Source organism: Microbulbifer discodermiae, from assembly GCF_040742695.1.
Lineage (GTDB): Bacteria > Pseudomonadota > Gammaproteobacteria > Pseudomonadales > Cellvibrionaceae > Microbulbifer.
This window is the reverse complement of the sequence record NZ_JBFLAB010000017.1, coordinates 50,143-70,310: the sequence shown is the minus strand read 5'-3', so window position 1 is coordinate 70,310 and position 20,168 is coordinate 50,143. Positions and strand designations below refer to the sequence as shown.

Below are 20,168 nucleotides of genomic sequence, written 5' to 3'. Positions count from 1 at the left end.
ATACCCAAAGCGGCGCACCGGGGGAAAGCTATCCAGTCCACCGGGCCGCCGCCCCGCGCCGCAGGGCCGCTAGTGGGAATCAGTCGAGACTGAAATCGAAGTCCATTTTTTCGGCGGGGGCCTGGACGTAATAACCCTGAATATAGTCGGTGCCGGTCTGCCACAGGGTCGGCAGCATATTGGCCTGCTCCACGTGCGGCACTATGACCTTGGTATTGGCAGCGGCCAGCTGCTTGACCAACCCGGCCAGAGTATCACTGCTCTCCCCTTCGTCCTGCACTTCACGGACGAAAGACGGATCCACCTTGGCGATATCCACCCGCACATGCTCAAGCATCTTGAAAGGATTGAGCCCGGTGCCAAAATGGCAAACCGCTACGCGGCAACCCAGTCCCTGTACCTGCTTGGTAAAATCCCGCGCAGCGTGCAGGTGGCTGTCGATATCCTCCTGGCGCAGCTGGAACGACACCAGTTTGGGCGGCACCTTGGCAGCCCTGAAAGCCACCCCCAGCCAGGGTGGCAGCCCGGTGTCCACCAGCGAGGCGACGCTGATATGCAACAGCAGGGAAACCTCCCGGCCGGCCGCACGCTGGGCGGCGGCGGCCTTGATAGCGGCGAGAATCACCCAGCGGTCCAGCTTGCTGGAGAGGCCGGCGTCGCCCAGGGTCTGCAGGAAGGCCACCGGCGACAGTTCTTCGCTGTTGGCGTCAATCAGTCGCACCAGCACTTCGTAAAGCTGTTCACCGCTGCCCTGCAGGCTGAGTACCGGCTGATACAGCAATTTCATGCTGCCGGATTCCAACGCCTGAATCACGCGGGCCCGGTGATAGGTGTCCGCATCCCCGGCCTGCTCGATGTCCGGCTCGTACAGGGCACAGCCATTGCCCTCGGTGTGCTTTTTCAGCGCCTGGTGATGGGCCTGTAATGCCTGCTCGAGCACTTTTTCCACGCCGGCGGATGCCTCGCTCAGGAGTGAAATACCCACAGAGACAGTTGCGCGCACTGTTTTGCCGGCCGCGTCGAAGATGGTATCGGCTATTTTGCCCAGCAATTCCACCGCGCGCTGCTCGGCGTTGTCCGGTGTGGTCTCTGCCAGCATGAGACTGAAACTCTGCTCGCCGTAGCGCGCCAATTGGTCACCCCGGCGCAGGGTGGATTGCAGAATCTCCGCCATTTTTTTCAGCACCGCATCGGCCCCCGCCACACCGACGGCTTTTTGCACTGCCTCCTCAAAGCGGTCCACCTCGATGTACATGAGACCGCCGGTGCGGCGCGACCCGGCATTGGATTTAATTGCCGAGTCCAGCATGTGCAGGAAATACTGGCGGTTGTAGAGGCTGGTCAGGGGGTCGCGGTTTTTGATATCACTGAGCTGTGCCTCCAGCTGCCCTGTGTCAGCGCCTTTGGCGGCGATGCGTATTTGTATACAGGGTTCATCCTCGTAGACGGTGGCGAGCACCTGGGCGCGAACAGGCAGTGGTTTGCCGGATGCGGTTTTCGCGCTGAATTGCCACTCCCGCACTTCCACTTCATTGTGGTCCATCGCACACTGCCGGAGAAATTCGCGCGCCCCTTCCTGCTCGCCGCTGGGGAGCATATCGATCAGCGGCTGATACTCGATCTCGTCGTTGGAGTCATAACCAAATCGCTCGGCAAAGGATTCGTTGGCGTAAACGATAAGACCGTCCGAGACATAGGCAATGCCGTCTTTGGAGCTGTCGAGCAGCTCCTTGGCGCGCTGCAGTGTCGCATGGTAGCGGCGGTCGTGCAGGCGAGCCTGGCGGCGGTTATCGAGCGCTCCCATCTCGCGCTGAATGACCAGCAACAGGTGTTGATCTTCATCCACGGTAACCACTTCACGGGCGCCCAGTTTTAACCCCTCGACCACCGGCTGGGCACCGTTGCGCTCGGTCAGCAGCACCACGGGAATGTCCTTTTGCAGTTTATTGATGGTGCGCAGTGCCACCGCGGCAGGAAGCTCCTGACTGTGTTCAGCAGCGATCAGCAGATCCCAGCTTTTGTCCTGCAACAATTTCACCAGGGCCGGTTCGCTGGCCACACGCTGGGCGCGGTTGGGCCGGCCGGCGTTGTTCAGCATGCTTACCAGCCGCTGGGCCTCGGACGGTGTATCGTGAATCAGGAGGAGTCGGATAGTATCGCTGCTGCTCATTATTTTTGCTCTCGCTGCCCACTGCCACAGCGGCGGGGCCGCCACCGAAGGTACCGGCCGGAAAAACCCTAAGTTTAGGTCGCCGCCTCGGTCACTTACAAGAGCCCGGTCGCTGCCGGTAGGAGACGGATGTCACAAGCGGGCGAGGAGAAGTAAACAGGATTGGGGGAGCAGCAAAGGTTTTCACCGGCGCACAAGCCCCAGAAACAATACTCTCTGGGGAGTAAACCGATGGACTGCCGGCGGGGCAAGGGATGGTTGAGCGTTAAGTTTAGTGACCGGTATTCATTAAGGTGATTTTTGCGCCAATCCTCTTTAGGCTTTAGGTGTAACCACCCGCATTGTGCACGGGGAAGTCTGCCCTCCCGGTGAGATTATTAACCCGGCGACCCAAAATAAGTTGCCAGATTGGTAACCCCTGCATGGCCAATCACAGAGGGGTCTTGGACGCTTTTGCGGGAATCTCCCGCACCAGCCTTGGCACCAGATAGCCAGGAAGGCACCCGCGCAACTGCTCCAGTAACTCCACCGCCCGGCGGTCCGGAACCTCGAAGTGGGCAGCGCCCTCTACGCGATCCAGTTGATGAAGGTAGTAGGGTAGAACGCCGGCATCAAACAGCGTTTCGCTGAGTCTGGCCAGTACTTCCGCTGAGTCATTGACACCCCTGAGCAACACGGCCTGGTTCAGAAGGGTCACATCGCCCCTGCGCAGCTTCTCCAGGGCGGCCCGAACCTCGCTGTCGATCTCGTTGGGATGGTTGCAGTGCAGGACCAGCACCGGCTTCAGCCGTGTACCCGCAAACCACTCCAGGAGTCCGCCGGTGACCCGACTGGGTATGACCACCGGCAGGCGCGTGTGCACCCGCAGGGTGCTCAACTGGGGAATAGCGGCCAGTTCGTCAGCCAGCCAGCGGAGCTGTCGGTCGCCGAGCACCAGTGGGTCGCCACCGCTCAGGATGACTTCACGCAACTCAGGCCGGGCGCGGATATAGTCCAATGCCGCCCGCCACTGGGTGCGGTCTGGATGATTCTGGGCGTAGGGGAAGCGGCGCCGAAAACAGTAGCGGCAGTTGACTGCACACTGCCCCGCGGCAATCAGCAGCAGGCGGCCGTGGTACTTGTGCACCAGGCCGGGAATCGGGTTAGCGTCCATTTCCGCCAGGGGGTCGGCACTGAAGCCGGGGGTCTGCTCCAGCTCCGCCGCGCCGGGCAGCACCTGCAACAACAGCGGATCGCGGGGGTCTCCGGGCTTTATCCGCTTCAGCAAAGGGCGCGGAATCCGCAATTGGAAATCGCCGCTGGCCCGCAGGGCATCAGGCAGGCTGGCTGGGTTCAGCTGCAGCAACCGGATCAGCTCAGCCGGGTCGGTGACAAGGTCGGCCAGCTGGTCCTGCCAGCGGGGTATATCGGCTGCGGCAGACGATTCGCGGGCGACTATTTCGCCGGAAGCTGGAGCGTGCGGTATCATTAAGGACTATTTCCGTTGCGCGAAACGCGCGATTTTTAACCAGCTAGGCAAAAATTGAAAGGGCCGCCGACAGTTTCGGCCCCGCATTTTGTTTGAATTAGAGGATTCCATGGCAAGTTACTCCACCAACGAATTCAGGGGCGGTCTCAAGGTAATGCTGGACGGAGACCCATGCTCCATCGTCGAAAATGAATTCGTCAAACCCGGCAAGGGCCAGGCATTCAACCGCGTCAAGCTGCGCAATCTGAAGACCGGCCGCGTGTGGGAACGCACCTTTCGCTCCGGCGAGAGTCTGGAGGCCGCGGACGTGATGGATCGCGATATGGAGTATCTGTACAACGATGGCGACTTCTACCACTTCATGGAGCCGGAGACCTTTGAACAGCACCAGGCCAGCGCCGACGTAGTGGGCGACTCCGCCAAGTGGCTCAAGGAGCAGGATGTCTGCACGGTTACCCTCTACAACGGGGCACCACTGGCAGTGACCCCACCCAATCATGTAATCCTGGAAATCAGCGATACGGACCCCGGCGTGCGCGGCGACACCGCCCAGGGCGGCACCAAGCCCGCCACCCTGTCCACCGGCGCCGTGGTCAAGGTGCCACTGTTTCTGGAAATCGGCGAGACCATCAAAGTGGATACCCGGACCGGGGAGTATTTGGGTCGCGCCAAGGAAGACTAAAGCCTGCCGCACCGCCGCTTGCCAAGGGCGGCAACCGCGGCCAGCCAGCCCGCTGAGATCAACGCCGGATACACTATGTGGCAACCCACCGCCGGACCGGAAAGCCTGCGCAAGCGCGGGGCACTATTGGCGGGCATCCGCCGCTTCTTCAGCGACCGGTCCCTTTTGGAGGTGGACGTGCCGCTGTTGTCGCGCCGCGCTACCAGCGACCCCCATATCGCGTCGATCACCGCCCAGTGCAACGGCGCGCCCGCCTTTCTCGCCACCAGCCCGGAGTTCGGCATGAAACGACTGCTGGCCGCCGGCGTCGGCGATTGCTACTACCTGGGCAAGGCGTTCCGCGAGGGGGAGTCCGGCGGACGCCACAATCCCGAATTCACCATGCTCGAGTGGTATCGCTGCGGCTGGGATGACCGCCGCCTGATGGCGGAAGTGGGGGAGCTACTCTGCAATTTACTACACATGACCGATGTCCACCCGCTGAGCTATAGGGATCTGTTCGCGCGGGAACTGGGCCTGGATCCCCACAGCGCCAGCACCGCCGAACTGCGCCACTGTGTGCAGCGGGAAGTGGATGCGGACTATGAGCCAGCCAGCCGCGACGAGTGTCTCGATCTGCTGCTCAGTCACCGGCTGGAGCCCGCCATGGGTGAGGGTATCACGCTGGTGTACGACTTCCCCGCCAGCCAGGCGGCCCTGGCCCGGCTGTCCGAAGACGACCGCGGCACCTTGGTTGCACGCCGTTTTGAGGCCTATGCGGGCGGGATGGAGCTGGCCAACGGCTATTGGGAGCTGACCGATGCGGAGGAACAGCAGCGCCGCTTGCGGGCAGACCACAAGTACCGCAGGGCTCACCAGTTGCCACTTTACCCCTTCGAGGAGCGCCTGGTGCAGGCGCTCCGGGCCGGTATGCCGGAGTGTGCCGGAGTGGCATTGGGGGTCGACCGGCTGCTGATGCTGGCGGGGGGTTATGATTCCATCGAGGAGGTCATCGCCTTCCCCATAGAGCGGGCCTGAAGCCGGCGCACCTCAATCGAGATGGGGCCCCTAGCAGGCGGTCAGGGCTCGAAGCGATACTGGGCAACTTCCCCCACGGCGAAAAAACCGGCTTCCAGCAGCAGCTCCTGTTTATCCGGCGCGGTGAGTGCCACCGCGTGCTTTTGATGGCTGTGGGATGCCTGCTCCAACAGATGGCAGAAGAGCGCCTTACCAATTCCCCGCCCGCGGTAGGCCTCCAGAGTCAGCAGGTCGTAAAAGCCGAGCGCGTCCGCCGAGGCAAACAGGCAGCCGCCGGCTACCGGCTCACCCCCGAGGCGGGCGAGAAACAACTTGAGGCGGCTGCGCTTGGACTCCGGCAGACCGTGCAGGTGATGGTAAAACTTCTTTAGCTGCGGGCCCTCCCGCTCACCGGCAAACTGCGCCGCCTGCAAATCGCCGTACTCCATCAGGTTATCGGCGGTCACCGGCGCTATCTCCAGCCCTCCCCGAAGGTCCTCCGTCAGGCTCTCTTCCATCGCCAGCCGCTGTACCTCCGCCACCATGGCCACCATCGGCTCCCGGCGCGTAAACCCCAGCTCCTCCATCTCGGCATCATCCAGCGGTTTGTTCGCGCAGTGCCAGAGGGTGAAGGGGCTGTGGCGTTCGGCAAAGTAATCCACCACGAAGCGCCGCAAAATCCGCGCTGGCATCACCGTGTTGGTGACTGTGCGGTTCAAGCTGTAGGAGAGCAATCCACTGTCAACGCGCAGTATCCCGGTAATCTCTCTGGTGTGATCCGGGTTGAGCAGACCCGCACAATAGCTGGCATGGGTTTCCAGATTGCGGCAGACCAGATTCTTGGCACTGAGACTGTACTTCATACCCATAAGAATAGCGGCTGTGGGAGAGCGCGACACCCGGGGGTGGCTATCACGGCAGCTGCCGATCCACCTGGGTCAGGGCGCAGTGATCCATGGACAGCGCCGGCTCGGCACAGGTCGCCCGGCCTATTTCCCGTGCGGGCACTCCCGCCACCAGTTTCCTGGCCGGCACCGACTTGAGCACAACGCTGCCGGAGGCGATCTGGGCACAACTGCCGATTTCAATGTTGCCGAGCACCTTGCTGCCGGCCCCGATCAACACACCGCAGCGCACCTTGGGATGACGGTCACCGCTCTCCTTGCCAGTGCCACCGAGGGTGACCGACTGCATGATCGACACATTGTCCTCCACCACCGCAGTCTCACCTATCACGATACCGGTGGCATGATCCAGCAGTATGCCCCTGCCCAACTGTGCCGCCGGGTGAATGTCGACACTGAACACCATCGAAATCCGGTGTTGCAGGAACAGCGCCAGCGAGCGGCGACCCTCCCGCCACAACCAGTGGGCCACCCGCCAGGCCTGCAGAGCGTGGTATCCCTTAAAATAGAGAAATGGCTCGTACAGGGATTTACAGGCGGAATCCCGCTGGTAAACGGCTGAGAGATCGGTGCGGGCCGCGGCGCCAATGGCGGGATCCCCCGCCAGTGCCCCGTCGATCACTTCGCGAATCAACAGCGCCGGCGCTACCGGGCTGTCCAGTTTGTTGGCCAGGTGAAAGCTCAGCGCCGCTTCCAGCGTCGAGTGATTGAGAATGGTGGCGTGGAGAAAGCTCGCCAGGATCGGCTCCCGCTCCACCTGAAGGGTCACTTCCGCGCGAATTCTCTGCCACAGGGCCTCGTCCGCAGCAGCCGGTGTGTGCGCCTGCATCAATACCCCTCCATATCAAACTGCGCCCAGCACCAGGGGCGGCTCCTGCAGTGCCGCCTGTTGCTCGCGCAGAGCCAGAATGTGTTCCGCCCAATAGCGCGGCGAGTTGAACCAGGGAAATGCCAGCGGAAACGCCGGATCCTGCCAGCGGCGCGCCAACCAGGCGGCGTGGTGTATCTGCCGCAGGCAGCGCAGGGGTTCAATCAGTTGTAATTGCTGCGGATTGAATTCGGTAAAGGTTTCATAGCCCTCCACCACGGTATCCAGACAGGCGGTCTGCTCTGCGCGGCTGCCGGAAATCAGCATCCAGATATCCTGGATCGCCGGGCCGCTGAGACAGTCGTCCATATCCACAAACCAGGGAGTGCCGTCACGCCATAGAAAATTGCCACTGTGGCAGTCACCGTGCAATCGCAGATTTTGCCACTCGCGCTCAAACAAGGGCCTGATGGTATCGATAATATCCGCGCTGATGGAGGCGTAAGCATCGCGGTTCTCCCGCGGCAGGAAATCCCCCTGGAGAATAAACGCGCGGCTGTCCACGGCAAAGTGCTGCAGGGTGAGTCCCGGGCGACAGCTGAAGGAGCGTGCCGCACCGACGGCGTGAAGGCGACCGAGCATGGTGCCCACCTGCTCCAGGTGCTCCAGATTGTCCAGTTCCAGCTGGCGTCCGCCGCGGCGCGGGAAAAGGGCAAAACGGAAGCCGTTGAATTCCATCAGTGTCCGCCCCTCAAACTGCAGCGGGGCCACCACGGGGATCTCGGCTGCCGCCAGCTCCAGGGAGAATTCGTGCTCTTCCAGTATTTGCGCATCCGTCCAGCGGCCGGGACGATAGAATTTGGCGATCAGCGGCTCGCCCCCCTCGATGCCCACCTGGTAGACGCGGTTTTCATAGCTGTTAAGGGGAAATATTCGCGCGTCTGACAGCAGTCCCAGGGACTCCACACTGTCGATCACTACATCTGGTGTCAGCGTTTCATAGGGGTGATGACTTTGGGACATTGCGGCTACCGACGGGGTTGCGGCTCGCTATGCTACGCCTTTCCCCCCGCGGGAACAAACAGAACCCGAAACTGCCGGGTGCTCACCCCGCCGGCTGCGCCTTCTGGCTCTCTAGCAGGTTGTTGAAAAAGGTATCCTGCCTGTTTCAAAACACGAAAAGCGAAAAATGTGATTTTCACTTTTCGCCCAAAATCAACGACTTAGGCGTCGTCGATTTTGCCGGAACATCCATATTTCGGTAGCAGGGCTATCTCAGTTAGTGTCAACAGGCCCTAACAAGCGGGCGATTTTGTCGCGGCCGAAAACCTGGGCGAAACCGGCAGCGGAGTTGCCGGCCTTGTTGCGGTGCTGCAGGTCGCAATCCCGCTGAATCAAGGTGCGGGCCAGAGCGAACTCACCGCGAAAGATCGCCGCCATCAGAGCGGTATTGCCCCGGTTGTCCTCGGCGCAGGCGTCGGCGCCCTGGGCCAGCAGATAGTTCGCCGCCTCGCTATTGCCGTGGTAGGTGGCGATCATCAGTGCCGTGTAGCCCTTGGGGTTCCTGGCATCCAAGGGAAAGCCCGCCTGAACGAACTCGCGCAATACCTCGGTATTGTCGCTGCGCGCCGCGGCGAAATAATAGGGCAGCAGGTCCTCAAACCGAGGCTCTGACTCCCCCTCAGCGGCATGGCTGCTCAGGGCCAGCAACAGCAGTGTGACTAATAGGCTTCTCATCGCTACATCTCCTTAAACAGCCGGGCGGGCCCGCCGCCCGGCCTCGGCATCAGGTATTGCTGAGCCGTTCAACTTTTTTCAGATCGGCGCCGACTGCCTTGGTCAGGCGCTCACCGAAACCCTTGTCCGCGCGATAAAAGAAACTGAGCATAATGTGCTTGGTATCGCTGTCGCGTACCCTGCTCAGATCACCGGCCAGGTTTTCGATCAGGTGCTGTTGCTGCTGGCTGTCGAAGCTGCGGTAGAGCACACCGGCCTGGGCAAAGGGCTGCTGCTTGGCAATTGCCTGCTGTTGAGTGCTGCCCGACAGCGCCGTGCGCGTGTAAAGTCCGCGACGATCCTCCAGGCGCGGCTCCAGACGGCTCGGCTGGTAGTTGACATCGGATTTCTGATGCCCGTGGTTACCCGCACCATCCTGATTCCAGTTGGCCACCGCTACCCGCGGGCGATTGATCGGCAACTGCTGATGATTCGGCCCCAAGCGGTACATCTGGGTATCGGCATAGGAAAATATACGACCCTGCAGCAGGCGATCTTCCGAAGGTTCGATACCAGGCACTAGATTGGCCGGGGCAAAGGCCGACTGCTCGGTTTCCTGGAAGAAATTGTCCGGCGTTCGGTTCAAGGTCATGGTGCCGACTTTCATTTCTTCCACATCGAGCCACATTTTGGTCGCGTCCAGCGGATTGTAATCAAAGTCATCCAGTTGCGACGGCTTCAGCACCTTGATAAACAGGTCCCACTGGGGGTAATCGCCCCGCGCAACCGCATCGTACATGTCCCGTGTGGCATGGCTGAAATCCCGCCCCTGAATGTCCGTCGCCTCTGCTGCGGTCAGGTTGTTGATGCCCTGACGGCTTTTCCAGTGAAACTTCACATAGTGTGTCTCGCCCTTGCGATTGATCAGCTTGTAAGCGTGCACGCCGAAACCGTCCATCTGGCGCAAGTTGGCGGGGGTGCCAAAGTCCGAATAAACCCAGGTGAGCATATGGGTGGATTCCGGCACATGACTGAAAAAGTCAAAGAAGCGGTTTGGGTCCTGCTGATTGGTGACCGGCGACGGCTTCAGGGAGTGAACCATGTCGGGAAATTTGATCGCATCGCGAATAAAGAAGACCGGTAGATTGTTTCCCACCAGGTCCCAGTTGCCTTCGCGAGTGTAAAACTTGGTGGCAAAACCGCGCGGATCGCGCAGGGTTTCCGGTGAACCCTTAGAATGAATCACGGTGGAGAAGCGCACGAAAACCGGGGTCTTTTCACCGCGCTTGAATACCTCTGCACTGGTGAGATCGCGTATATTCCTGGTCGCCACGAATTCGCCGTGAACACCGGTACCACGCGCGTGCACCACCCGCTCTGGAATACGTTCGCGGGCGAAACGCTGCAGTTTTTGGATAAGCTGCACATCCTGCAACAGGGTGGGCCCATTAGCTCCCGCAGTCTGGGAGTTCTGATTGTCCCCCACCGGTGCCCCGTTGTCGCGGGTCAGGGTTTGCGCATTGACACTGCCTATCAGGCCAATAGCAAAAAAAAATATAAGAGTTTTTTTCATCGAAGTTACCGCCTCTGGTGTTCTATCCGACTAAATGTCCGAGCCCAGTAAATCTTATGCAGACTGATTAAGGAAATTGTTCATGGTTATAGTTTTGATAGAGCACGGCTATTCTGTTGGGCAGAGTGCAGACGCGGTGAGCCGATCGGGAGAAAGCCGGACCCTCAGCTGTTGATCCGGCAGTGTTGATTGGCGGTTTAAATTCTGCCGGCATTGGGATTCGCCGACGGTGAGCAATGGAAGCGAGAACCTTGCTCCCAGTGCTACAGATTCATCAGTATTGTCTTCAGCGCTATACCCACGCGGTCGAAGAATCCCGGAGAATGGGGCGCTGCCCGGTTGGGGGCTGGGTACAGAGGCGCCACGGCATAGCTGTTGCAGTCAAAATTGAATTGCCGGGCGAATAACTTCAGGCTGGAACAAGACGGGGAGAAAACTGAAAATCACATTTTCCGCTTTTTGTGTTTTGAAACAGGCAGGATGCCTTTTTCAACAACCTGCCAGGGATCGGAAATATCAATTACCCCCCCGACGCGGCCGGTCTGTTGGCGTTGCACCATTCACGACTCAGTAATCCCAGCATCAGGGAATCCTGAAAACCCTCTTCATCGGTGAACCGCTCCCGCAACAACCCCTCGCGGCGAAAGCCAAGTTTCTCCAGCAGTGCCAGTGACGCTTTGTTGCGGGGGTCCACATCGGCTTCAACCCGATGCAGCGCCAATTGTTTGAAGGCAAAATCCAACACCAGCGGCACCGCCTCCGCCATCAGCCCCCGCCCCTGAAACCGGCGCGCCAGTGCGAATCCAATTTCAGCCCGGCGGTGACTGCGGTCTATCGCGGCAAGGGTGCAGGAGCCGATGATCCGGCCCCGATACTCCAGCCCCCATTGGTAAAGGGTGCCACTGGCAAACCCCTGCAGGATGGAGTTCAAAAACCGCTGTGTCTGCTTCCGGTTGGTCAGGCAGGACAGTGCCATAAAGCGCACCACATCCGCATCGCCAAAGATCTCCTGGAGTTCGGGCAAATCGGCTTCCCCCATCCAGCGGAAGCAAAAAGCACGTCCTGGAAGTGTTGGAAGCCCCTGGCCGAGGCCGTCCGGGTTCATCCCTGTATCCACTGCCAAACACCGAACATCGCCACACCGAGGCCGAATACAAACTGCGCTGCCAGCAGCGCACGGATGGCAAAACTGTATCGGATCAGGCGACCGCGCTTCGCTTCATCGTGACAGAAGATTCGCGACTGCGGCGGCAGCTCCTGCTCCAGTCGCCGCAATCCCGGTACCGCCAGCTTGAGCAGTTGGCGACTGCGCATATCCACCAGCCAGAACACTGTGGACAGTATCAGCACAAAGCCGCCCAGCAACGCCAACGTCAGAGGGTGAAAATCTTTTTCTACCGCGGTAAAGATGCCGCCTTCGACAAACATGCTGAGCACCACAAACAGATTGAAGGCCTTGAGCCTCTGCTCCGCATTGAAACGATAGTGCTGACAGAGATATTCGTGCTGTACCAATCCCCCGGGTACCGCAAGCTGCTCCTCAATGGTAACGTCCATGAATCAGATCCAAGGTAAGCAAAACTGCGAGAGCTTAAAACAAAATGCCGGGCCCTGCCCGGCTTTTATGCGAAACTGGGGAACCTAAGCTGCCTGTGCGCCCGCTATGTTTTGCGCAATTCAGAGTTGCGGGGCGGCAGCACTGGGTTCTGCCGGATATTTCCCCGCGTCCTCCCACTATTGATTGGCGCGCTCCTCAATCAGGTGCTCCACTACCGACGGGTCCGCCAGGGTTGAGATATCACCCAGGCTGTCCAGTTCGTTACAGGCAATCTTACGCAGTATACGGCGCATGATTTTACCGGAACGGGTTTTCGGCAGGCTGGGCGCCCACTGGATAATGTCCGGCTTGGCGATGGGACCTATTTCCTGCACACACAGGTCGATCAACTGCCGGCGCAGTGCATCCGAGGGTTGGTGGCCCGCTTTCAGGGTTACATAGGCATAGATCCCCTGCCCCTTTATGTCGTGTGGATAACCCACCACTGCGGCCTCCGCCGTGTCTTCATGCAACACTATCGCACTTTCGATTTCCGCGGTTCCCAGGCGGTGACCGGATACGTTGAGCACATCGTCGATACGGCCGGTGATCCAGTAATAGCCGTCGGCATCCCGGCGCGCGCCATCGCCGGTAAAGTAGTAGCCGGGAAACGCAGAGAAATAGGTATCGATCATGCGTTGGTGGTTGCCGAACACAGTGCGAATCATTCCCGGCCAACTGGCTTTCATTACCAGCGCGCCCTCGCCTTCACCCTCGATCTCCCGCCCCTGTTCATCTAGCAGCGCCGGCTGCACTCCAAAGAACGGCAGGGTTGCGGAACCCGGCTTGAGGGCCATAGCCCCGGGCAGGGGTGTGATCATGTGCGCTCCGGTCTCCGTCTGCCACCAGGTGTCGACGATGGGGCAACGCCCATCTCCCACCACTGAGTAGTACCACTCCCAGGCCTCTGGATTAATGGGCTCACCTACTGTGCCAAGTAACTTGAGCGAGCTGCGGTCTGTGTTGGTCACGTATTCGTCGCCGGCCCCCATGAGTGCGCGGATGGCCGTGGGTGCAGTGTAAAAAATATTGACCTGGTGTTTGTCCACCACCTGCCAGCAGCGGGACGCATCGGGATAGGTGGGCACACCCTCAAACATCAGAGTGGTACCGCCAGCGCTCAGGGGGCCGTACACAATATAGCTGTGCCCAGTGATCCAGCCCACATCGGCGGTGCACCAGAATACATCCCCCTCCTTGTAGTCAAAGGTGTACTTAAAAGTCATCGAGGCCATCAGCAGATAGCCGGCGGTCGTGTGCAGAACACCCTTGGGTTTGCCGGTGGAGCCAGAGGTGTAGAGGATAAACAAGGGGTCCTCCGCCCCCATTACCTCCGGCTCGCAGTCAGCGCTCTGCGCGGCAACCGATTCCGCATACCAGATATCCCGGCTGCTGTCCCAGTCCACATTGGCCCCGGTGCGCTTTACCACTATGGCCGTGTGCACCTTGGGGCATTCGGCTAGCGCCAGGTCCACATTGGCCTTGAGCGGCACCTTCCTGCCACCGCGCACACCCTCGTCGGCGGTAATCACCAGGCGGCAATCGGAATCGAGAATACGGTCCTTGAGAGATTCCGGAGAGAATCCGCCGAACACCACTGAGTGAACAGCCCCGATACGGGCACAGGCGAGCATCGCATAGGCAGCTTCGGGAATCATCGGCATGTAGATACAGACGCGATCCCCCTTTTTTACCCCCCGCTGCTTGAGCAGGTTGGCGAAGCGACACACATGCGCGTGCAACTCCGCGTAGGTAATGCGGCAGCTCTGTGCGGGATCATCGCCCTCCCAGATGATGGCGGTCTGCTCCGCCCTTGAGGGCAGATGGCGGTCGATACAGTTGACGGTGACATTGAGTTCACCGTCCGGGAACCACGCACAGTGGCCGCGGTTCAGATCTTCCTCGACAACCCGGGTAAAGGGTTTTTGCCACTGCAGAAAATCTTTCGCCTGCTGCGCCCAGAAAGCCTCGGCGTCCGCTACCGACTGGCGGTACATCCGGTGGTAATCATCGGCGCGGATATGGGCCTCGGCAGCGTAATCATCAGGTACAGAGCGGGTGTGGACTTCTGACATCGGTTTCTCCCGTGAGCATTATGGGACTCCGCCAGCGCGGTCATTGGATCTGGGTGGAGGGCCTGTTATAGCATTGACGAAACAAAGATGACAACGCTGTCAGCCAGTTTTCTCCACCATCTTAACGCGCCCGCCAAAATCATTCCGCGTAGCCTAATGGAATGGCGCGCAATTTTTCTTATGTCGCGACGCAAAATGTCCAGGTTCGCGCAGTTTAAGTCAGCAAATAGAGTTGGCCCAGGGTGAGAGAACAGGCCCTCTGCCTCTCAGTGCGGGACACGGCGATACAGGCAGTGCGGCGGCAACTGATCAACAGATGCTGGCGAATGGTCGGACCGGCACTTCAAGCAATGGGCTCAGGGCGATTGCACCGGCGGGCGCTACAGCTCCAGGGAGACATTGTCGATCAGGCGCGCGGCGCTGGTGTAAATGGCACCCAGGACGGTAATCTCGGTGTCGTCGTGGGCGGCCGGCGCGAGGCTGTGGCTGTTGCGGACAGAAAAGTAGTCCACCCGGAAGCCGGCATCCTCGATACACCGCACGCCCTCTTCTTCCAGCGCGGCAAAATCGCGCCGGCCGGACTGCAGCTGCTCCCGTGTCCGGTTCAAGGCCTGACTGAGTATCGCTGCCCGCGGCCGCTCATCGGCGGTGATATAGCTGTTGCGGGAACTCATGGCCAGTCCGTCGGGCTCGCGGTGGACCGGAGCGGCGACGATCTCGACGGGAATACACAGGTCCTGCACCATCCGGCGGATCACCGCCAACTGCTGGAAATCCTTGATGCCGAATATTGCCTTGTGGGGCTGTACGATATTGAACAGCTTGGCCACCACCGTAGTCACCCCCTCGAAGTGGCCGGGCCGACTGGCACCACAAAGCACATCTGTCATAGCGGGACAAACCACCCGGGTCTGCTGATCCATACCGTTGGGATAAATCTCGCTCTCTTCCGGGTGAAACAGAAAATCGCAGTTGGCGGCACTCAGCCGCGCCATATCCCGCTCCAGGGTTCGCGGATACTTGTCCCAGTCTTCATTGAGCCCGAATTGCAGCCGGTTGACGAAGATGGAAACCACCACCAGATCACAAAGCTGGCGCGCCAGACTGACCAGCTCGATATGGGCATCGTGCAGGTTGCCCATGGTGGGGACAAACCCGATGGTCTTGCCGGCAGCGCGGGCCTCTGCCAGCGCGTCGCGCAGGCTTGCCACATGGTGAAATACTTGCATCGCACTCATTTCAGGCGGAATTTAACTGCGCGGCATCATACTCGCTGGGATCGGCAACGACAATTCTGTCGGTAGATCGCCACCAATCATCGCCGATAAAGGTATGAATACCGGACTTTTGCCGCAATCTTCGCATAAATGAAAGTATCGCTCAGTATCCCCGTAGCGCCATCCACACCTCCGATCCAACCTCCGATGCAGTTGCCAGCTGAGTGTAAGTGAAAACATCCACTCCCGGTTCAGGAAAGATTCAGCCCCGCCAGCGCACACTGGTACCCAAAGCCATGCTAGGCCGCTGGGCGGCACCGGAGAGAACCATGAAAACACCAACCGTCGCAATACTCGCTGCCAGCCTTCTGGCAGTGGCTGAACCGGTACTCGCCGACCGCTATCATCCCACCACGGGTTCCGCGCTCAAGGATGCCTACCGCAAAGAATATCGCCACCAGCAGAACAACCAGGACGAGCGGCGGGCTGACCGACACAGGGCGCGCGGCAGTGAGAAGCAGGGCAGCAGGAAAGATCGAAAGCACAGGGCAAAACACCGGCGAGGCAAGGAGCATCACTACCGGGAAGAGACTGTTCGCCACACCCACAAGCGCCGCCCCTACCGCAAGAGGCACTACAAGAAACGATATCGTGACCATTATCCCGCGCGGCCATACTATGCAAAGCGTCACTTTCGCAGGGGGCATTACCGCTGGCGGCCCGCCCATTTCCACTATGGCTATCACTGGAGTCAGCTGCCGCGCAGCTTCGTGGCTGTCCGCCGTGGAGGCCTCAGGTTTTTTTACAGTGACGGCATCTTTTATCGCCCACGGAATTATGGCTATGTGGTGGTGGAGCCACCCATTGGAGCTATAGTGCACAGTCTCCCGGGCACGGCGATATCCCTGGCGTTTGGCGGTCACCACTATTACGTCGCCTACGATACCTACTATATCTGGGACCCCTCCGCGCGCGCCTATCGGGTTGTCGCCGATCCGGGTTTTCAGTATTAACCGAGTCAACCGCCCCAGCCGGCAGCCTCCCGGTCCACCTGTAAGGATTGCAAAAAAAGGGCGATCGCCGGGTGCTGCGCGGCACTGCGCTTGAACGTAGCGGCATTCTGGATCTGGTAGTGAAAACGCTGCGGACACAGTGCCACCAAGTCGCCGCACTCCAGATAACGCCGGGCCAGGTAGTCCGGCAGGAAACCGATAAATCGGCCGGATAGGATCATCGCCAGTCGCGCCGCCATATGGTTGGCGGTGCTCCTGTGGGGGAACAAGCGATACAGGTGTGCCGCCCCGGAGAGAATCGCATGGCTGGGGGCGGCCAGCTCCTGCTCCGTGAGCAACTCCTCACTCACCCCCCTCTCACCGGCCAGAGGGTGCCGGCTGCCGCAATAGAGCCTGGAGCAATGGCTGAACAGAGGCCGGTAGTCGAGCCCCGGACGCTTCGCATGCAGGGGGTTGATCCCCACCTCTGCCCTGCCGGCGAGGATCTCCAACTCCAGCTCCTGGGGGGCGGCCAGTTGCAGGTCCAGTTGCAGTTGTGGCGCCAGTTGACGCAGCTGGCGGATAGTGGACGGCAGGTCCAACTGGGGAATCTCGAGCACATCGTCCGGCAACACTATCCGCAGGCTGCCAGTGAGTTGGGACTGAATGGCGTTGACCCGGCTCTTGAAAGCAGCCAGGTGCCCATCCAGGTCGTCGATAGCCCCGTATAGTTCCTCCCCCTCAGGGGTCAGCTTGAAATCGGCGCGGCCCCGGGAGCGCAAACACAGCTGCATACCAAGGCGGGCCTCCAGGTCCGACAGGTGCTGGCTGATGGTGGAGCGGCTGATATTCAACGCCACCTCCGCCGGCGCGAGACCACCGGCCCGCACCACCTCTCGGAATACCCGCAGCAGGCGCAGGTCCATATCTGTGAAGCGCCCGCTCAGGGGGCTTTTACCACTCATCTTTCAACCCCGCTGCGCCCTGCCCACCCCTTTACACAGTTAACCGGTACCATCCTAAGGCAAAGTTTGAAAAAGCCAAATTTTAATTGGAGAAAATTGACTATGCATCTGGCCAGGCACTCACGAAAATTCCTGTACACGCAGTAATAGCCGTCAGCACAGGGAGCTTGACGATGGAGTTGGCCAATAAACATTTGTTGAAAACTCAGAATTATATCGGAGGTCAGTGGCACGACAGCCCGGCGAAGTTGCCGGTATGCGACCCGGCCAACAGCAATATGCTGGCCGAGCTGGCGGATGCCGGCCCTGCAGACGCCGAGGCCGCCGTCGGGGAGGCCCACGCCGCCTTTCCGGCGTGGAAAAAACGCACTGCCGGCGAACGCGCTGCGGTGCTGAAGCGCTGGCACCAGCTGATCCTGGACAATACCGACGACCTCGCACGCCTGCTGACCCTGGAGCAGGGCAAGCCGCTGGCGGAGGCCAGAGGCGAGATCCTGCACGGTGCCTCCTTTATAGAGTGGTACGCGGAGGAGTGCCGCCGTGCCTATGGCCAGACGATCCCCACCCACAACCGGGATATGCGCCTGCAGACCATCCGCCAGCCCGTGGGGGTTGTCGGCTGCATCACCCCCTGGAACTTCCCCAATGCCATGATTACCCGCAAGGTGGCGCCGGCCCTGGCCGCCGGCTGTACCCTGGTGGTCAAGCCGGCAGCGGAGACGCCCCTGTCCGCCCTGGCCCTGTGCCAGCTGGCGCAGGAGGCGGGGTTGCCGGCCGGAACCCTGAATATGGTGGTTGGCTCCGACGCCGCTGGCATCGGCCGGGTGTTGACTCAGGATACACGGGTGGCCAAGTTCACCTTTACCGGCTCCACCGCCGTGGGCAAGATTCTGATGGCCCAATGCGCTACCGGGGTGAAGAAGGTATCCATGGAACTGGGTGGCAATGCCCCTTTTATTGTCTGTGACGATGGGGACCTGGATACAGCGGTGCAGGCCTGCATGGCCACCAAATTCCGCAATGCGGGCCAGACCTGTGTGTCCACCAACCGTATCTACGTGCACGAATCGGTGCACGACGAGTTTGTCGCCCGGCTGCGCACGGCAATGACGGCCCTTAAAGTGGGGCACGGCTGTGAGGATGGCGTAACTCTGGGACCGCTGATTCACCGCCGCGCCACCGAGCGGGTGGCACAGCTGGTGGAGGACACCGTCGCCGCCGGCGCGACCATAGAAGTCGGCGGCGATTTCCTGTCGACAGGGGTAAACTACTATGCCCCCACCCTGATCACCGGTGTGACCGATGACATGCGCATCGCGCGGGAGGAGATATTCGGTCCCGTGGCGCCGGTGCAGAAATTCGCCTGCGAGGAAGATGTAATCCGCCGTACGAACGATACACCCTACGGTCTGGCGGCCTATGTCATGAGCGAGAATATCCGCCGCGCCAACCGCTTGGTGGAGGCCCTGGACTACGGCATGGTCGCCTGCAATGCCGGCGTTTTCTCCACCGCCGCAGCCCCCTTCGGCGGCAACAAGGAATCCGGCATCGGCCGCGAGGGTGGCGTCGAGGGAATGACTGAATTTTATGAAACCAAGTACTGTTGCTACGGCGCCTGATACGGGTATGGTAGCGGCGGCACAAACCCATTTTTAGAGTATTAACGAGGATTGCGGAGACCGACCATGTCCGATATGAAAACCGATGCGTTCTGGATGCCGTTCACACCGAACCGCAGCTTTAAGGCCGCCCCGCGCATCGTCGAGCGCGCGGAGGGCATTTACCTGATGGAAAAGTCCGGCCGCCAGATTATCGACGCTACCGCCGGTCTCTGGTGCTCCAACGCCGGCCACTGCCGCGCGGAGATCGCCGACGCGATTCACCAGCAGGCGAAAAAGCTGGATTACAGCTCCATTTTCAACTTTGGCCACGACCTAGCTTTCGAGTATTCCGAGCGCCTGGTGGGGTACACACCGGACGGCCTCAACAGAGTATTTTTTGGCAACTCCGGCTCAGAGGCAGTGGAGAGTGCGCTGAAAATCGCGCTGCAATACCAGCGCGCCCGCGGCAAGGGCACCCGCACCATGTTTATCGGGCGCGAGAAGGGATACCACGGGGTTAATTTCGGCGGTATTTCCGTAGGGGGCATAGCACCCAATTACCAGTCGTTCGGCCAGCCGGTGAAGGCCAACCATATGCGCCACACTCTGGATATAGAGCGCAACGCCTTTAGCCGCGGTTTGCCGGAACACGGGGTGGAACTGGCGGAAGACTTGCAGCGCCTGGTGGCGTTCCACGGTGCCGATCAGATAGCGGCGGTTATCATTGAACCCTTCGCCGGCGCGGGCGGCGTGGTGCTGCCGCCCAAAGGCTACCTGAAACGCATTCGCGAAATCTGTGACCAGCATGACCTGCTGCTGATATTCGACGAGGTGATTTCCGGCTGGGGTCGCACCGGCTCTCCCTTTGCCGCCATCGAGTGGGACGTGACTCCGGATATGATCACTTCAGCCAAGGGCATCACCAACGCGACGGTGCCGCTGGGGGCAGTGTTCGTGCACGACCACATTTACAACACCGTTATGGATGCGGCCCCGGAGGGTATGGTTGAGATTTTCCACGGCTACACCTACTCCGCCCATCCGGTCGCCTGCGCTGCAGGTATGGCGACCCTCGATATATACGAGCGGGAAGGTCTGCTGACCCGCGCCGCGGGAGATATCGGCAGTCACTGGGAGGCCGCATTACACAGCCTCGCCGACCTGGACAAGGTTATCGACGTGCGCAACTACGGCCTTGTAGGGGCGGTGGAACTCAGTGCACCAGCGGAACTGAAAGGCAAGTACGGAGCCAAGGTTTCAGCGGCGGCCTGGGAAGCGGGCGTCATGGCGCGTGGTATCGGCGACGCCCTGTGTATGTCCCCGCCGCTGATTATCGAAGCGCACGAGATAGACGCGATCGTCGACAAGCTGCGCGGAGTTATCTCCTCTCTGGCGTAATCCTG

General features: G+C 60.3%; 17 protein-coding genes. 5 read left to right on the top strand and 12 right to left on the bottom strand.

Translation table 11 applies throughout. The annotated features are described in order from the left end of the window. Positions 1-79: 79 nt before the first annotated feature. On the bottom strand, positions 80-2,170 hold the full coding sequence (locus tag AB1S50_RS08400) for an EAL domain-containing response regulator (protein ID WP_367150127.1): 2,091 nt from the start codon (positions 2,168-2,170) through the stop codon (positions 80-82). A 430-nt stretch (positions 2,171-2,600) separates the two neighbouring features. Beyond that, positions 2,601-3,638 (bottom strand): EF-P beta-lysylation protein EpmB, encoded by a 1,038-nt coding sequence (gene epmB, locus AB1S50_RS08395; RefSeq protein WP_367150126.1) that lies wholly within the window; start codon positions 3,636-3,638, stop codon positions 2,601-2,603. A 109-nt stretch (positions 3,639-3,747) separates the two neighbouring features. On the opposite strand from epmB, the gene efp reads away from it, so the two are divergent. Further along, positions 3,748-4,320 carry an elongation factor P gene (efp, locus tag AB1S50_RS08390; RefSeq protein WP_367150125.1) on the top strand — a complete coding sequence of 191 codons (573 nt, stop codon included), beginning with the start codon at positions 3,748-3,750 and terminating at the stop codon, positions 4,318-4,320. Positions 4,321-4,395: 75 nt separating this feature from the next. Beyond that, positions 4,396-5,337, top strand: a complete 942-nt coding sequence (epmA, locus tag AB1S50_RS08385) for an EF-P lysine aminoacylase EpmA (RefSeq protein ID WP_367150124.1) — start codon at positions 4,396-4,398, stop codon at positions 5,335-5,337. Positions 5,338-5,378: 41 nt separating this feature from the next. On the opposite strand, the gene AB1S50_RS08380 is transcribed toward epmA, so the two are convergent. From AB1S50_RS08380 to panC, 9 genes are all read right to left on the bottom strand, one after another. Next, positions 5,379-6,185 (bottom strand): GNAT family N-acetyltransferase, encoded by an 807-nt coding sequence (locus tag AB1S50_RS08380; RefSeq protein ID WP_367150123.1) that lies wholly within the window; start codon positions 6,183-6,185, stop codon positions 5,379-5,381. Between the two features lie 43 nt (positions 6,186-6,228). Continuing rightward, complete coding sequence (gene cysE, locus AB1S50_RS08375; protein WP_367150122.1) at positions 6,229-7,050, bottom strand: serine O-acetyltransferase; 822 nt, start codon at positions 7,048-7,050, stop codon at positions 6,229-6,231. A 15-nt stretch (positions 7,051-7,065) separates the two neighbouring features. Then, positions 7,066-8,052: a serine/threonine protein kinase gene (locus AB1S50_RS08370; RefSeq protein ID WP_367150120.1), complete on the bottom strand. Its 987-nt coding sequence runs from the start codon at positions 8,050-8,052 to the stop codon at positions 7,066-7,068. A gap of 252 nt (positions 8,053-8,304) precedes the next feature. Further along, on the bottom strand, positions 8,305-8,766 hold the full coding sequence (locus tag AB1S50_RS08365) for an ankyrin repeat domain-containing protein (RefSeq protein WP_367150119.1): 462 nt from the start codon (positions 8,764-8,766) through the stop codon (positions 8,305-8,307). Between the two features lie 49 nt (positions 8,767-8,815). Beyond that, positions 8,816-10,318, bottom strand: coding sequence for a catalase (locus AB1S50_RS08360; protein WP_367150118.1), 1,503 nt, complete (start codon positions 10,316-10,318; stop codon positions 8,816-8,818). 520 nt (positions 10,319-10,838) lie between these two features. Continuing rightward, positions 10,839-11,423 (bottom strand): GNAT family N-acetyltransferase, encoded by a 585-nt coding sequence (locus tag AB1S50_RS08355; RefSeq protein ID WP_367150117.1) that lies wholly within the window; start codon positions 11,421-11,423, stop codon positions 10,839-10,841. Beyond that, the gene (locus AB1S50_RS08350; RefSeq protein WP_367150115.1) at positions 11,420-11,875 is read right to left on the bottom strand and encodes a hypothetical protein; all 456 of its coding nucleotides are present in this window, start codon (positions 11,873-11,875) and stop codon (positions 11,420-11,422) included. Before AB1S50_RS08350 ends, AB1S50_RS08355 begins: the two co-directional genes overlap by 4 nt. A gap of 177 nt (positions 11,876-12,052) precedes the next feature. After that, positions 12,053-13,990 carry an acetate--CoA ligase gene (gene acs, locus AB1S50_RS08345; protein ID WP_367150113.1) on the bottom strand — a complete coding sequence of 646 codons (1,938 nt, stop codon included), beginning with the start codon at positions 13,988-13,990 and terminating at the stop codon, positions 12,053-12,055. A gap of 380 nt (positions 13,991-14,370) precedes the next feature. Continuing rightward, on the bottom strand, positions 14,371-15,219 hold the full coding sequence (gene panC / locus AB1S50_RS08340; RefSeq protein WP_367150112.1) for a pantoate--beta-alanine ligase: 849 nt from the start codon (positions 15,217-15,219) through the stop codon (positions 14,371-14,373). 317 nt (positions 15,220-15,536) lie between these two features. On the opposite strand from panC, the gene AB1S50_RS08335 reads away from it, so the two are divergent. Continuing rightward, positions 15,537-16,220 carry a DUF6515 family protein gene (locus AB1S50_RS08335; RefSeq protein WP_367150110.1) on the top strand — a complete coding sequence of 228 codons (684 nt, stop codon included), beginning with the start codon at positions 15,537-15,539 and terminating at the stop codon, positions 16,218-16,220. Between the two features lie 5 nt (positions 16,221-16,225). On the opposite strand, the gene AB1S50_RS08330 is transcribed toward AB1S50_RS08335, so the two are convergent. Continuing rightward, positions 16,226-17,164 carry a LysR family transcriptional regulator gene (locus AB1S50_RS08330; protein WP_367150109.1) on the bottom strand — a complete coding sequence of 313 codons (939 nt, stop codon included), beginning with the start codon at positions 17,162-17,164 and terminating at the stop codon, positions 16,226-16,228. Between the two features lie 173 nt (positions 17,165-17,337). Here AB1S50_RS08330 and AB1S50_RS08325 point away from each other — a divergent pair, with 173 nt between their 5' ends. Together AB1S50_RS08325 and AB1S50_RS08320 are read left to right on the top strand one after the other, a co-directional pair. Continuing rightward, positions 17,338-18,783: an NAD-dependent succinate-semialdehyde dehydrogenase gene (locus tag AB1S50_RS08325; RefSeq protein WP_367150108.1), complete on the top strand. Its 1,446-nt coding sequence runs from the start codon at positions 17,338-17,340 to the stop codon at positions 18,781-18,783. Positions 18,784-18,849: 66 nt separating this feature from the next. Next, complete coding sequence (locus AB1S50_RS08320; protein ID WP_367150107.1) at positions 18,850-20,163, top strand: aminotransferase class III-fold pyridoxal phosphate-dependent enzyme; 1,314 nt, start codon at positions 18,850-18,852, stop codon at positions 20,161-20,163. Positions 20,164-20,168 lie beyond the last annotated feature (5 nt).